This window comes from Paenibacillus sp. IHBB 3054 (assembly GCF_051594305.1).
Taxonomy (GTDB): domain Bacteria; phylum Bacillota; class Bacilli; order Paenibacillales; family Paenibacillaceae; genus Paenibacillus_AQ.
Map to the genome: position 1 here is coordinate 33,439 of NZ_JBOFBG010000052.1, position 15,163 is coordinate 48,601.

14 protein-coding genes and 1 other RNA gene are annotated in these 15,163 nt (G+C 49.2%); 14 read left to right on the forward strand and 1 reads right to left on the reverse strand.

All coding sequences use genetic code 11. The annotated features are described in order from the left end of the window. Window positions 1-25: 25 nt before the first annotated feature. Entirely contained in the window at window positions 26-1,201 is a 1,176-nt protein-coding gene (locus tag ACQ76X_RS32650) for a S8 family peptidase (protein ID WP_340895625.1), read from the reverse strand. A gap of 606 nt (window positions 1,202-1,807) precedes the next feature. On the opposite strand from ACQ76X_RS32650, the gene rpoE reads away from it, so the two are divergent. The 14 genes from rpoE (at window position 1,808) to ACQ76X_RS32720 (ending at window position 14,946) form a co-directional block, all read left to right on the forward strand. Continuing rightward, window positions 1,808-2,368, forward strand: a complete 561-nt coding sequence (gene rpoE / locus ACQ76X_RS32655) for a DNA-directed RNA polymerase subunit delta (RefSeq protein WP_038584553.1) — start codon at window positions 1,808-1,810, stop codon at window positions 2,366-2,368. Between the two features lie 296 nt (window positions 2,369-2,664). Beyond that, the gene (locus tag ACQ76X_RS32660) at window positions 2,665-4,272 is read left to right on the forward strand and encodes a CTP synthase (protein WP_038584556.1); all 1,608 of its coding nucleotides are present in this window, start codon (window positions 2,665-2,667) and stop codon (window positions 4,270-4,272) included. 498 nt (window positions 4,273-4,770) lie between these two features. Further along, window positions 4,771-5,157, forward strand: coding sequence for a response regulator (locus tag ACQ76X_RS32665; protein ID WP_038584563.1), 387 nt, complete (start codon window positions 4,771-4,773; stop codon window positions 5,155-5,157). 207 nt (window positions 5,158-5,364) lie between these two features. Beyond that, complete coding sequence (gene fba / locus ACQ76X_RS32670) at window positions 5,365-6,219, forward strand: class II fructose-1,6-bisphosphate aldolase (protein ID WP_038584566.1); 855 nt, start codon at window positions 5,365-5,367, stop codon at window positions 6,217-6,219. A 236-nt stretch (window positions 6,220-6,455) separates the two neighbouring features. Then, window positions 6,456-7,709, forward strand: a complete 1,254-nt coding sequence (locus tag ACQ76X_RS32675; RefSeq protein ID WP_038584569.1) for a UDP-N-acetylglucosamine 1-carboxyvinyltransferase — start codon at window positions 6,456-6,458, stop codon at window positions 7,707-7,709. A 150-nt stretch (window positions 7,710-7,859) separates the two neighbouring features. Beyond that, the gene (rho, locus tag ACQ76X_RS32680; protein ID WP_038584572.1) at window positions 7,860-9,218 is read left to right on the forward strand and encodes a transcription termination factor Rho; all 1,359 of its coding nucleotides are present in this window, start codon (window positions 7,860-7,862) and stop codon (window positions 9,216-9,218) included. Between the two features lie 24 nt (window positions 9,219-9,242). Then, a complete protein-coding gene (locus tag ACQ76X_RS32685) occupies window positions 9,243-10,520 on the forward strand; it encodes a radical SAM protein (protein WP_438497942.1) in 1,278 nt (425 codons plus the stop codon). A gap of 117 nt (window positions 10,521-10,637) precedes the next feature. Continuing rightward, entirely contained in the window at window positions 10,638-10,835 is a 198-nt protein-coding gene (rpmE, locus tag ACQ76X_RS32690; RefSeq protein ID WP_438497944.1) for a 50S ribosomal protein L31, read from the forward strand. Window positions 10,836-10,975: 140 nt separating this feature from the next. Further along, an RNA gene (gene ffs / locus ACQ76X_RS32695) (signal recognition particle sRNA large type) lies at window positions 10,976-11,244 on the forward strand. 145 nt (window positions 11,245-11,389) lie between these two features. Then, window positions 11,390-13,165 carry a DNA polymerase III subunit gamma/tau gene (dnaX, locus tag ACQ76X_RS32700; RefSeq protein WP_438497945.1) on the forward strand — a complete coding sequence of 592 codons (1,776 nt, stop codon included), beginning with the start codon at window positions 11,390-11,392 and terminating at the stop codon, window positions 13,163-13,165. Between the two features lie 49 nt (window positions 13,166-13,214). Continuing rightward, window positions 13,215-13,526 (forward strand): YbaB/EbfC family nucleoid-associated protein, encoded by a 312-nt coding sequence (locus ACQ76X_RS32705; RefSeq protein ID WP_038584581.1) that lies wholly within the window; start codon window positions 13,215-13,217, stop codon window positions 13,524-13,526. Window positions 13,527-13,562: 36 nt separating this feature from the next. Continuing rightward, entirely contained in the window at window positions 13,563-14,159 is a 597-nt protein-coding gene (gene recR / locus ACQ76X_RS32710; protein ID WP_038584584.1) for a recombination mediator RecR, read from the forward strand. Between the two features lie 291 nt (window positions 14,160-14,450). Next, window positions 14,451-14,648: a DUF2508 family protein gene (locus ACQ76X_RS32715; RefSeq protein ID WP_179091891.1), complete on the forward strand. Its 198-nt coding sequence runs from the start codon at window positions 14,451-14,453 to the stop codon at window positions 14,646-14,648. Window positions 14,649-14,679: 31 nt separating this feature from the next. Further along, complete coding sequence (locus tag ACQ76X_RS32720; protein ID WP_038584589.1) at window positions 14,680-14,946, forward strand: pro-sigmaK processing inhibitor BofA family protein; 267 nt, start codon at window positions 14,680-14,682, stop codon at window positions 14,944-14,946. Window positions 14,947-15,163: the final 217 nt, after the last annotated feature.

Consider the following 15,163-nt stretch of genomic DNA (forward strand, 5'->3'; position numbering starts at 1 on the left):
AGCGGCGGCATTTGCCGCCCGTTGCCTACGCCTTCGCGGCGGCGGCAACGGGCTTAGCCCGTGCGCCCGCCCGCAGCAGGCGCAGGGCATCGGCCGCGCCGCCGCCCAGGGAAGCGCGGCGCTGGCCCTTGCGCAGCCGCACCGGCGAAGCCGTGCGGCGCAGCAGCAGCTTCAGCTCGCGCGGCGTAAGCGACGGCCGCAGCGCGAGCAGCAGTGCAGCGGCACCGGTGACATGCGAGGTCGCCATAGAGGTGCCGCTCATCTCTTTGTAGCCCTCCCTCAGCCAGCAGGAGGGCACGCTTTCGCCTGGTCCGTACACATCGATGTACGGACCGCGGTTGCTGAAGGCCGCTACGCGGTGCCTTCTGTCCAGGGCGCCGACGGCGATCGTCTCGGGGTAGCGGGCGGGATAATCCCCGCCCCGTTTGCCGTCATTGCCGGAGGAAGCGATGATAGCGATCCCGGCCCGGTAGGCCTTGATCACCACATCATGAAGTGCTTTGCTTCTTGTTTTCATCCCGAAGCTCATATTGATAATGTCGATCTTGTTCTGTACACACCAGTCGATCCCAAGGACAATATCCGACACATAGGCCGAGCCGCTGTGGTCAAAGGCTTTGACCGGATACACCAGTGCCCGTGGGGCTACGCCCATCATTCCGCGCGTGCCGCCCGCTGCGGCCAGTGTACCGGCAATATGAGTGCCATGCCCGTTATCATCGAGCGGCAGCATGCCGCGGTGCAGCAGATTCACACCGGAGGCCAGGGAATGCTTCAAATCGGGATGGCGGTAATCGGCCCCCGTGTCAATGACGCCTATTTTCACATGCACTCCGGTTGATTTGGACCAGGCCTGTGGAGCATGTATCGCCTTCACCCCCCATGGCATGACGGCGGTTCCGCTCTTGTCCGGGGACACGGAGTGGACCTGTATCCGCAGGTCATTTTCAATACGCAGCAAATCGGAGAATTTATCCATCAGTCTTTCTGCACCCGCAGCAGGCAGAAAGAAGGCCCGAATCAGCGGGGAAACCTGAACCTGCCGCAGCCCAGGCCGCTTTTTCTTCAGCGCCTTCCACTGTGACAGCGCTCCGGCATACTGGCGGGCATCGTTAAAGGTAACAATACGCCGCTCAGTAGTATTTTTGGGGGCAGCCGATATCTCATCAAGCAGCATCTGCCAAAATCCGTAATAGTCCATAAGTTATACGCCGTCCCCTCCTCGGTGCCGTGCTGCCATATTGTATGAAAGAAGGCGGACGTCCGAATGGGAACTTGCCCTTTTTTAGCGAAATGGGCTGCCCATCGTGTCAAAAGGCGGCGCTTCACATAAAATAAACGGAAGAGATCTAAACCTCTCTTTGCAACATCCCGTAAGGAGCCGATCCTTGGCGTGGATACAGTCATGCGCGGAGGAATTTCCTCCGCCTTTTTAGCAAATTAGGAGTATAAGCTTGGCGCTATACTTTCTTCATATCTGTTGTACAGAAGCGGCTGTGCGTGCTTTTCAACAAAGACGGCTTAGCACAGGTTTCCTGGCGTTGGGACAGCCGAGTACATATGATCAGATCGAACTGCTTTGTTCGTGCTCGTGCAAGCAGTGGCTGAAACATCCGAAAGCGCTTCAAACCTTCCGGAACGCCAGAAACAAATCTCCATACCAGGACCGCAAAGCGAATCTTCCGGCCTCTCACCGCAATTGACTTGCAATTTGCTGGCAAATAGGTTTTACTTAGGTTTGTTAATGGATATGATAAATTAAGCATGATTTGTAAAGTGAACAATGCGTGAGAGGAAGTGTCCTTTAGTGAGTACGCCACTCAATTTAAAGCTGGACCCTGAGAAAGTTAAAGAAATACCGATGGTGGACCTGGCTTTCCTGGTGCTTAAAGCAGCCAACACACCTTTTTATTACCGTGACCTGATGGTTGAAGTAGCCAAGCTGCGCGGTATGACCGAGCAAGAAAGCCAAGATACTATTGCCCAGTTATATACCGAGATTAACATTGACGGGCGTTTTGCCTGTGTCGGAACCAACCTGTGGGGGCTGAAACGCTGGTACCCTCTGGAACGCTCCGATGATCCTGTCGGCAATACCAAACGCGTTCGTATCATCAACGATGAAGACGACGATTTGGAAGATGATGATTTTGCCGAAGAAGAAGAGAACTATGCTGCTGAGGAAGAGGACTTCGACGTTATCGACGAAGATCGCGACGACCTCTATTCAGACGACGACAGCGAAGAAGAAGTTGACGAGGATGTTGTCATTGATGAAGATGACATTGACGAAGACGAAGTGGATGAAGATGACTCCGAAGACGGCGAAGGCGAAGATGCCGACGAGGACGAGAACGACGAATTTTAGAATAGTGCACTAGGGCAGAATTCCTCCCTTGACATGGGTAGGACCGTCAGAGTAAACTATTGCATGGGCTTATAATGAACGTTAATATTATTTTCTAAAATAAAAAGTGCCCCGGCTCTACGGGTGTCACTTTTTTGTTTTTTTAGATGGTTTTTCCGTGATTGGATGAACGCATCCCTGGTTTTTTGGGATGACGGAAGTAACTTTTAAGTTCCCCGTTTTGATGATGGAAAAAAGGGTTACGATAAACAAATGCGTCGCCTGAATTTCTGGACTTTATTTAGGAGGGTTTTACAGTGACAAAGTATATTTTTGTAACGGGTGGCGTTGTGTCTTCCCTGGGCAAGGGCATCACCGCTGCTTCGCTGGGCAGGCTGCTCAAGAACAGAGGTCTGAAGGTGACGATCCAGAAATTTGATCCTTATATCAATGTAGACCCTGGAACTATGAGTCCTTATCAGCACGGGGAAGTATTTGTCACCGATGATGGTGCGGAGACTGACCTCGATCTTGGACACTATGAACGGTTTATTGATATCAATCTGTCAAAGAACAGCAATGTGACGACAGGTAAAATTTATTCCTCCGTAATCAGCAAAGAACGGCGCGGGGAATATTTGGGCGGCACGGTTCAGGTTATTCCTCACATCACGAATGAAATCAAGGAACGGGTATACCGCGCCGGCCGCGAGACTGGTTCTGATGTAGTTATTACCGAAATCGGCGGTACTGTGGGCGACATTGAGAGCCTGCCGTTCCTGGAAGCTATTCGTCAGATTAAGGGTGATATTGGCCGGGAAAATGTAATGTATATCCACGTAACCTTGATTCCTTATATTAAGGCTGCGGGTGAAGTAAAGACAAAGCCGACACAACATAGTGTCAAGGAGCTGCGCAGCATTGGGATTCAGCCGAATGTGATCGTATGCCGTACGGAATATCCGCTTTCTGAAGACATGAAGGCCAAAATTGCCTTGTTCTGTGACATCGACGCCAATGCAGTAGTTGAGTGCCGTGATGCTTCCACGCTGTATGAGGTTCCGCTTAACCTGCGTGATGAAGGTCTGGATGAGATTGTGGTTAATCATTTGAAGCTGACTACACCTGCGCCGGATATGCGTGAATGGGAAAGCATGCTGGAGCGGATCCAGAAGCTGGAACACACCGTGGAGATCGCTATTGTCGGCAAGTACGTTGCTTTGCATGATGCATATCTGAGTGTGGTGGAGTCGCTTTCGCATGCAGGTTTCGCAGCCAATGCGGAAGTGAAGCTCCGTTGGGTGGACGCTGAGATGGTGACCGACGAGAATGTGGACGAACTGCTTGGCGGAGTAGGCGGCATTCTGGTGCCAGGCGGCTTCGGCGACCGGGGGATTGAAGGTAAAATCTCCGCAATCCGTTATGCCCGTAAGCAATTGATCCCGTTCTTCGGGATTTGCCTGGGAATGCAGGTTTCCGTTATCGAATACGGCCGTTCCGTGTTGGGACTGGCAGGGGCGAACAGTTCGGAGATTGATCCGACTACATCGCATCCGCTGATTGATCTGCTCCCTGAGCAGAAGGATATCGAAGATATGGGCGGCACCATGCGTCTTGGACTGTATCCTTGTAAGCTTTTGCCGGATTCACTGGCTATGTCCTGCTATGATGATGAACTGGTCTATGAACGCCACCGTCATCGGTATGAGTTCAATAACGCCTACCGCGACGAAATTGAAAAAGCAGGTCTTGTGATCTCCGGGACTTCACCTGATGGACGTCTGGTGGAAATTGTGGAGCTTCCGGGTCATCCTTGGTTCCTGTCGGTACAATTCCATCCGGAATTCACTTCCCGTCCGAACCGTCCGCAGCCGCTCTTCCGTGAATTTGTCAAAGCTTCACTGACTCATTCCGAACAGCTGTAATTCATATGTCAAACCAGCCCTCACGGGTCTTTGAAAGCCTCCATCTGGAGGCTTTCTTCAAAATATAAGAATTTATATGTTCACGCTATAAATTATCCTTCTATTTCTCGCTGAAACGGATACCGTCCTTTTGAGGACGGCAAAGCCGTTTCCACTTGAAATATAGGACAGTATAGGTTGTGCGCTATACCTTTTCCTTCATTTCTACAAAAACGGATGTCGTCCTTCGTTAAGGACGGCAAAGCCGTTTTTTTTGGTTATAAGGGTTTGTATACCTTTAATGCTGTTGAGAATTTAATTTTTATAGTTTTGAATTTACCATTCCCGGGCAGTCAGTGTTTAACCATTATATGGATTGTATTTACCCATTTTATCCAATTAGCAGGATTTTGGCTGTAAAGCACGAATTATAGGTTTCGTATAGACTAAGTTGTAGTGGGCCGTTAGCTGTGCGGAGCGCGGTATAGTCAATCTGCCTTAAATCTGGGAGGGTATGATATGGAAAAGAAGAAAGTATTAATTGTCGACGATCAGAACGGAATCCGGATTCTTCTCATGGAAGTCTTTAATAGCGAAGGGTATACCACTTTTCAAGCAGCTAACGGAAAATTGGCACTGGACATTGTTCGTAGTGAATCCCCAGACTTGGTTCTGCTTGATATGAAGATTCCGGGAATGGACGGACTCGAAATCCTGAAGCATTTGAAGGAAATCAATCCGGCCATAAAGGTGATTATGATGACTGCCTACGGAGAGCTGGATATGATTAAGGAAGCGACGAAACTCGGAGCACTGATGCACTTTACCAAACCTTTTGACATTGATGAGATGCGGGTAGCCGTGAACATGCATCTTAACAGCAAGTCGATAGACCAGTGCAGCTAGTGTTGGAATAGGCGGTTTGGGATGCTCCTGAAATGGACAATCTAAAAAGGATGAGTTCCGCTGGGATATGGGCTGGATGAATATCGTCCCACCGGGACATTTTTTTGTGTACCCTATTTAGTATTTAACACAGGATGTGCTATAATAAGCCTGTATGTGATGTCGGCTTATATATAAGCAACCAACATTCTTAGGAGGATTGAAACCATGCCATTAGTATCTATGACAGACATGTTAAACAAAGCACTTGAAGGAAAATATGCAGTAGGCCAGTTCAACATCAACAACCTGGAGTGGACTCAAGCGATTCTTGGTGCCGCAGAAGAAGAGAAATCACCGGTTATCCTTGGTGTATCCGAAGGCGCAGCTCGTCACATGGGCGGATTCTACACTGTTGTAAAGATGGTTGAAGGTCTTGTTCATGACATGAAAATCACCGTTCCTGTAGCGATTCACCTGGATCACGGTTCTAGCTTTGACAAATGTAAGGAAGCCATTGATGCCGGATTTACTTCCGTAATGATCGACGGTTCCCACCACCCAATCAGCGAAAACATTGAAATGACTAAAAAAGTCGTTGACTATGCACACGCTAAAGGTGTTTCGGTAGAAGCCGAAGTAGGTACAGTTGGCGGACAAGAAGATGACGTTATCGGCGGCATTCAATATGCTGACCTTAACGAATGCGTAAGCATCGTTAAAGAAACCGGCATCGACACTTTGGCTCCAGCACTTGGTTCCGTACACGGTCCTTACCATGGCGAGCCTAACCTCGGATTCAAAGAAATGGAAGAAATCCGCAACGCGGTTAAACTTCCACTGGTTCTGCACGGTGGTACAGGTATCCCTGAGCACGATATCAAGAAATCTATCTCCCTGGGTACTTCCAAAATCAACGTAAACACTGAGAACCAAATCGCATTTGCTAAAGTAGTTCGCGAAGTTCTTGCTGCTAAACCTGATGCTTACGATCCACGTACATTTATCGCACCAGGCCGCGATGCCATCAAACAAACCGTTATTGGCAAAATCCGCGAGTTCGGATCCAGCAACAAAGCGTAATTTATTTCCGCCCTTAGCGGACGAGCTACCCTTGTTAAGAGTGCTCTTTCCTTTGTGCATCTGCACAGATTAATATCTTTATGCACCGGGACAGGTTATTTAACGCTGTCCAGTTGAATAGTTTGATATGGAAAGCACACCGCTTAGCCGGTGTCTTTCCATTTTATTCACCAAAAATGCCACAGCAAGTATTGCCGGATAAGTTGCAATACACGTAGGGGGAACCAGATAAATCTATGGAAAAATTAATGATTGGCGGTGGACGTCCGCTAGAGGGCGTTGTAACCATCAGCGGAGCGAAGAATAGCGCAATTGCGCTTATTCCTGCGGCGATTTTAGCCGAATCTGAAGTTGTTCTGGATAATTTGCCCTCCCTTAGTGATGTGGCTGTTTACTCTGAAATTTTGGAAGAGCTTGGTGCGACTGTGTCGTGGTCAGGCAACCAGATGAGAATTGATCCCTCCCGTATCGTCTCCATTCCAATGCCTAACGGCCCCGTTAAGAAATTGCGGGCTTCATATTATATGATGGGAGCGCTTCTTGGAAGATTCAAGGAAGCGACAATTGGTCTTCCCGGCGGCTGTAATTTTGAACCCCGCCCAATTGACCAGCACATTAAAGGTTTTGAGGCGCTGGGAGCGACCGTGACTAATGATCATGGTTCGATTCATCTTTATGCCAAGGAACTGCGCGGTGCGAAAATTTATCTGGATGTGTCCAGCGTTGGAGCGACCATTAACATTATGCTTGCGGCTTCACGGGCCAAAGGCTCTACAATTATTGAAAATGCGGCTAAAGAGCCTGAGATTATAGATGTAGCTACCCTATTAAACTCTATGGGCGCAGTTATTAAAGGCGCCGGTACCGAAACCATCCGGATCGAAGGCGTTACGGAGATGCATGGCTGCCGTCATTCCATCATTCCCGACCGGATTCAAGCTGGGACATATATGATTGCTGCTGCAGCAACGCGCGGCAACGTGTTAATAGATAACGTTATCCCCAAACATTTGGAGGCTTTGACCGCCAAACTGCTGGAGATGGGCGTAGAAATTGAAGAACTGGACGAAAGCATTCGTGTGATCGGCAGAGCCCGATATGAGCATGTCGATGTTAAGGCTTTGGTATACCCCGGTTTTGCCACCGATCTTCAATCCCCGATGACAAGTATATTGACCCAGGCTGAGGGAGTTAGCGTCCTTAGCGATTTTGTCTACAGCAACCGGTTTAAGCATGTGCCGGAACTCGTGCGGATGGGCGCAAAGATCCGCGTAGAAGGGCGATCAGCCATTATTGAAGGCGGCAAGCTTAACGCTGCTAAAGTAAAGGCTGCCGATTTGCGCGCGGGTGCGGCGCTGGTCATTGCCGGACTGACTGTTCAGGAAGGCATTACCGAGGTCACGGGTGTGGAATATATTGACCGCGGATATGATAATCTTGTTAGTAATCTGCGCAATTTGGGTGCCGAGGTCTGGCGCGAGAACGAATAGAAATTGAGGTTGCCCGAGGAATTGGGAGGAGTAATATTTGCCTCTAAACTGCATATCTCCTTCCAATTTGGGTAATCCTATCCTAATGAGCAATTTAATAGACTCATATTTTGCCCGAACTCATACAAAAATTGAATAGGTGGTTATTACATGGATCTTCAAATTTCCGATCTGGAAGAAATGAAGCTGACCGATCTGTATAAGCTGGCTAAGAAATACCAGATTCCCTACTACGGAACGCTCAAGAAACGGGAACTGATCTTTGCGATTCTTCGTGCACAGGCGGAGCAAAGCGGGCTCATGTTCATGGAAGGCGTGCTGGAGATTTTGCCTGAAGGCTATGGTTTCCTGAGGCCGATTAACTATTTGCCCAGCGCGGAAGATATTTATATCTCGGCTTCGCAAATTCGTAAATTTGATTTAAGAAGCGGCGATCTTGTTTCCGGGAAATGCCGCACACCGAAAGAAAATGAACGTTACTTTGGATTGCTTCAAGTAAATGCCGTGAATGGCGAGAATCCTGCCAGTGCAGCGGAGCGTTTGCATTTCCCGGCGCTGACACCTCTTTATCCGCAAGACAAGCTGCCGCTCGAAACATCCCCTACTCATTTATCTACCCGAATAATGGATTTACTTGCTCCTGTAGGTTTGGGGCAGCGCGGTTTGATTGTAGCACCTCCCAAAGCAGGAAAAACGCTCCTTCTGAAAGAAATAGCTAACAGTATCTCCACTAATAATCCCGAGATTGAACTGTTTGTATTGCTGATTGATGAACGTCCCGAAGAAGTAACTGATATGCAGCGTTCTGTAAAAGGCGAAGTGGTTGCATCCACATTTGACGAGCTTCCGGAGAATCATATTAAGGTAGCTGAGCTTGTCCTGCAGCGGGCACTGCGTTTGGTTGAGCATAAAAAGGATGTTGTTATTCTGCTGGATAGCATTACCCGGTTGGCACGCGCCTATAACCTTGTGGTTCCTCCATCCGGCCGCACACTTAGCGGGGGGATAGATCCTGCGGCGTTCCACCGTCCGAAGCGTTTCTTTGGTTCTGCGCGGAATGTAGAAGAAGGCGGAAGCCTGACGATCCTTGCAACAGCGCTGATTGATACCGGATCGCGTATGGATGATATCATTTATGAAGAATTTAAAGGTACAGGCAACATGGAGCTGCATTTGGACCGCAAGCTGGCGGAACGCCGTATCTTCCCGGCAATCGACATCCGCCGTTCAGGCACACGCCGCGAAGAGGTGCTGCTGAGCAAGGAAGAACTCGATACCATTTGGGCAATCCGCAAAAATATGAACGAGTCGTACGATTTTGTAGAGGGATTCATCAAAAAGCTGCGTGACACCAAGACCAATGCCGAATTCCTGGCGTCTTTTGATGTGGCCGGAAGCAAAGAGGGTTCATCGGCAAGCGGTACAGCCAGCAATGGCGGAACTTCCAATAGCGGTTCGTCGGCGCGCCGTACAACACGGCCCAAGACACCTACTGTCCCTACAACCTGAGAATTGATATAAGAGGAGACTAACATGTATTTGGTATATGCCGACGGGCAAGGAAACGTATATGATCATCCCGAGCTGTACGGGCTTGCCCGCAGCGGAGATATGATTGTTGAGATGCTGGAGGAAGAATTGATTCCGCTGCCGGAAGGCGCGACGCTGGTAGGACTGCCTAATACGCGGGCAGTGGGCATGAACCCCGAGACAGGGGAAATGCTGCCGTTGCCGGAAGGTTCGCAGGCAGTAGGCGCACTGTTGCCGCAGGGTTTTACAAGGCTTTGTCTTCCTGGTTATGTCAAGACAGACAAGTCGTATAAGCTTCCGCTGTTCGGATATTCCGCTGTAGTGTGGAAGGATGGCGGCTTCTACGTGGCTGCTGATCTTACGGATGATCCCGAACAATGGAACCCTTTGAATTGTGACCGTGAGAATGTGGAAGCCGGAGTCGGTGATTTGACCGCCAAGTATCCGGAGAACCGTCTATATGATCATCTTTCCAACTGCGCGCTGGGCTATGAATGCCTGACTTCCTCCAATACCTTTTTAGGTCGTTGGGAAGGTGCGGTTCCGGTCTCCTATTCTTGCAATGCCGGGTGCTTTGGCTGTATTTCCGAGCAGCCTGATGACAGCGGGTTTGTATCGCCGCAGACACGTATGAACTTCCGGCCTACGGTGGATGAAATTTCTCAAGTCATGCTGGAGCATCTGAAGACGCCTCAGTCCATAATCAGCTTCGGTCAGGGTTGTGAAGGCGAGCCCTCTACACAGGCCAAATTAATTATTGAGTCTATTCGTGAAGTGCGTTCGGTTACCGATATGGGCTATATCAATATCAACACCAACGCCGGGCTAAGCGACCATATCCGCGGGATTGTTGATGCAGGGCTTGATTTGATGCGGGTGAGTACGATCAGTGCCTTGGATGACCATTACAACGCTTACTACAAGCCTCGCGGCTACACTTTGGCGAATGTGGAGAAATCGTTGAAATACGCTGCGGCGCAGGGTGTATATACTTCTATCAATTATCTGATTTTCCCCGGGGTCACGGATCGCGAGGAAGAAATTGAGGCCATGGTGGAATTTGTAAGACGTACGGATCTGAAACTGATTCAGATGCGTAATCTGAACATTGATCCCGAGAGCTATTTAGAACTCATTCCTCCGGCGCAAGGCGAAATTCTGGGCATGAAGACCATGCTTGAGATTTTCCGCGAGGAACTTCCGGATGTGGTCATAGGCTCCTTCACTCATGTTCCTCCAGCGGATTTGGCCCGTGCCAAACAGCGCAGAGTCCATATGTAGCACGGAAATATGGGCTTTAAACATATTGCAGACTTTTACCTTTCATGCTAAAATACCGTTGTGTGTTTAATAACTCTGGGTCCGCATGAGTCCTAGGGCATGAGAGGTGAAATTCAAATGCAACAAGCAATCCAACCAAAGTACAACCTTACTAAGGTAAACTGCGCATGTGGCAACACATTCGAATCCGGTTCTGTTAAACAAGAGCTGCGCGTCGAAATTTGCTCTAACTGCCATCCGTTCTTCACTGGCAAGCAGAAATTCCTTGATGCCGGTGGTCGCGTTGATAAATTCAAGAAGAAATACGGTATCTAATCAGCCTTGCCTTTCAGTGGCATAAGATGGGACTGCCCCTTGGCATTTTAGCCAGGGGGTTTTTATATACTAGAGGAAAAGAATGCCGTTTCCGCTTGTCGGGTTGATTTTTACCGGGCGGTGAGCTATACTTATCTTCGCCGTGCTAGACGGGGAGGTAGCGGTGCCCTGTAACTCGCAATCCGCTGTAGCGAGGTTGAATTCCTGTTAGAGGTGCTGTCGATGTGAGGCCTTGGTCCCTATGGACTGTGTTGACGGTTGGGTCCTCCGCAATGAGTGCTTGTGAACCTGGTCAGGTCCGGAAGGAAGCAGCCATAAGCAAGTTTACTCTTGTGCCGGAGGGTGGCCTAGCCCGAGCAGTCTTGTAGGGTTGCCGCTTGGATCGCAGCCATCAATAACAGGTGCACGGTTTTATATTATGAACATATCGTTAATGATAGCGTCTTTGCCACAAGCAAAGATGCTTTTTGTTTTTGGTCAAAGTCTGGGGAATATAGTATAATAAATTAGCGACAAATGCCGGAAAGCGGCAGCCTAAGAAAGGGTAATGCATAGTGGAACATATCGCGCTGTACCGTGCTTGGCGGCCGCAGTCGTTTCAAGACATGGTAGGACAACAGCACATTATCCAGACGCTGCAGAATGCGATTCGTGAACAGCGGGTTTCGCATGCCTACCTGTTCAGCGGCCCGCGGGGAACCGGCAAGACGAGTGCTGCCAAAGTGCTCGCCAAAGCGGTCAATTGCGAGCGCGGTCCGGGTCCGGAGCCATGCAATGAATGTCCATCCTGTGTGCGGATTTCCGCTGGCAACGTAATGGATGTGCAGGAAATTGATGCGGCCTCCAACAGGGGTGTTGAAGAGATTCGCGATCTGCGGGATAAGGTGAAATATGCGCCTACCGAAGTACGCCGTAAAGTGTATATTATTGATGAAGTGCATATGCTCACAACAGAAGCGTTCAACGCTCTGCTAAAGACGCTGGAGGAGCCGCCGCCCCATGTCATGTTCATTTTGGCGACGACAGAACCTCATAAATTGCCGGCGACGATTATTTCCCGCTGCCAGCGTTTTGACTTTCGCAGAGTATCGCTCGAAGAGCAGAGTGGCCGACTAACTGAAATCTGTGAGAAGGAAGGCATTACTGCAGATGCAGATGCATTGCAGTACATTGCCCGTCTTTCCGATGGGGGGATGCGCGATGCTCTCAGCATACTGGACCAGATTTCTTCCTTTACAGACGGCAATGTGACTTACCAGCAAGTGCTGGGGATGACTGGCGGAATTCCTTCCGAGCAGTTTGCCCGCCTTGCAACAGCCATTCTGGAAGGTGATATGGGTCTGCTTCTGGAACTTGTCGAGCAGCTTATGCACGAAGGCAAAAGCGCCGACAAATGTCTGGAGAACCTGCTGTATTATTTCCGTGATCTGCTGATGATCAAGATGGTGCCGGGCGCGGATCAGCTAACAGACCGGGTTCTCAATCCGGCTGAATTCCGCGACATGGCAGCAGCGTTCTCCCGGGAGCGGCTGTTTGAAATTGTCGAGACCCTGAACCGCTATCTGGGAGAAATGAAATATGCCACTCATCCGCAGACTTTGTTTGAAGTGGCTCTGATGAAGTTATGCAGCTTGCAGCAGGGCGGAGGAGCTCCGATTCTGGCGGCTTCCCCTGGCTCAGCGGCCTCCCTGCAGCCTTCAGGGGGCAGCTCCTCCGTGGATTCGGGGGAACTGGAGCTTCTCAAGCGCCAGATTGCCGCATTGGAGAAGAAGCTCGAGCAGGCTATGCAGTCCGGGGGGATATCCGGTAACGGCTCAAGAGATCAGGCTTCCGCCCAGAAGCCAGCCCAAAGCTCGGCTCCACGAATCTCCTCACCCTCCAAGCTGCCTCCGCAGCTGGATAAATTCATCGCCGGTAAAGACAGTGCTGATTTCGCTTCGGTGTTTAAACAATGGAGCGTCGTCTTGCAAGGGGTGAAGGAGGAGAAGGTAACCGTGCATGCCTGGTTTGTTGACGGTGAGCCTGTGTCAGTAATGGAAGATGCGGTGCTTGTGGCCTTTAAGAACACAATTCACCGGGACACCACAGAGAAACCGGCCAACAGACAGGTGATTGAGAATGTGTTAGCTGCACGGCTGGGTAAACCCTACCGTCTGGTCACGATACTTCTGCGCGACTGGAATGAAGCGGCGCAGAAGTCTGCTGCACAACCGGGCAAGGAGGAGCTTCGTCTCGAGCATGAGCATGAAACTGCGGAGACAAAGACTGAACCATGGATTGACGAGGCTATCCAGCTCTTTGGAGAAGACCTTGTTGTCATAAAAGAGTAGCATTTAAGCCTATGAGCGCAAAAAGCGCATTCCAAAGGAGAGACGACTTATGAATAATATGAACCAAATGATGAAACAGGTTAAAAAAATGCAGGAGCAAATGCTCAAAGCCCAAGAAGAGCTGGGAAGCAAGACGATCGAAGGTTCTTCCGGCGGCGGCGTGGTTACTGTACAAGTGAATGGCCATAAGAAGCTGCTGTCCATGCAAATCAAACCAGAGGCTGTTGATCCGGAAGATATCGAAATGCTGCAGGATCTTGTCATCACCGCTGTAAACGACGCCCTTACCCAGGCTGAAGAGCTGGCTAACAACGACATGGGTAAATTCACCGGCGGAATGAAGATCCCTGGCTTATTCTAGGCCTACTCCACTCCAGACCAAAGGAGAACCATCAATTTGTATTATCCAGAACCGCTAGCCAAGCTGATCGAAGCTTTTACACGTTTGCCCGGGATCGGCCCGAAGACAGCAGCCCGGCTGGCTTTTCATGTACTCAACATGAAAGAGGATGAAGTTATTGATTTTGCCAAAGCGCTTGTCAGTGTCAAACGCAATCTTCATTACTGCTCGGTCTGCTGCAACATTACGGACACCGATCCATGCCGTATATGTCAGGACAAAACCCGAGATACCTCAGTGATCTGCGTGGTACAAGACTCCAAGGATCTTGTAGCCATAGAGAGAACCAAGGAGTTCGACGGGTATTATCATGTGCTTCAGGGTGCAATTTCACCGATGGAGGGCATAGGTCCTGACGATATAAGACTCAAGGAACTGTTGACCCGTCTGAGCGATGAGAGAGTGAAAGAGCTTATTATGGCCACTAACCCCAATATTGAGGGTGAAGCTACAGCCATGTATATCTCCCGTCTGGTCCGTCCGTTCGATATTAAAATCACCAGAATAGCCCATGGCTTGCCCGTGGGGGGCGATCTGGAGTATGCGGACGAGGTTACCTTATCCAAAGCTTTGGAAGGCCGTCGTGAGCTCTAAGCAGTTCTGACATCATAATCAGCGAAGGAAGCCCGCGAGGGCTTCTTTTTTATATAGGAGGGCGCATACGTCCTGAACGATACATTACATACAAGATAGGCTATGAACCGCCGTCTTACTTTGTGGGACTTTTTAGTTCTAAGTTTGTCCCCATCTTTATATGAATGAGAATATGCAAGACGCGGAAGCTGCGTTATCAAGCATAGAATTATTCTTGAGGGGGAATCGCAAATGGGTTGGTGGGGCTCGAGAAAGCAGGGAAACGATGTAAAAAATGTTCAAGTGTCAGACATGGATGAGCACTGGAATGTATTCCTCGAAGTGTCCAAGGCACAAGCGGAGTGGCAAAGAGCCTATTTGATGTTTGATGAGGCGCTGGGTCAGGATCAAATTGATTATGCGATATATATTCTGGAGGCAGCAGAACGCAAATATCAAATTCATCTTAAGCATGCTAAAAGCTTGGGGCTTAACCGCAGTCTATTATAGGCTTGGTCAAGATATGTAAAGGGGGAGCACAATGCTAAGATTGGCTGCAATGGGCGTATTGATATTATCCGGGTTATTATTGATATTAATAGTTTTTCGTAAAAAATTGGGCTGGGCCTGGCTCAGTTTGTTTGGGACTCATCTTATTCTTGCTGCACTGGGCATTTATATAGTGAATTTCTCCGGATTGCTTACGGAAGTTTATCTTCCTTTAAACCCGGCAACCATAGGCGCAGTAACGATTCTTGGACTTCCGGGAGTCCTGATGCTGCTCGGTTTAAAAATAACTTTGTTTTAATGGTTGACGCATGTTATTAATTTATGATACATTAAGTCTCGGCCCTTTGGACAAGATATCACTTGATAACTTGCCAATAAGGAAAGCGAAAAAAGAAATTAAAAAAACGCTTGACTGAAGCAAGGGTGCTGTGATATATTATAAAGGTCGCTGCTGACAAGCAACGACGACGAAAAAAAGAGACATTGATCTTTGAAAACTGAACAACGAGTGAGTG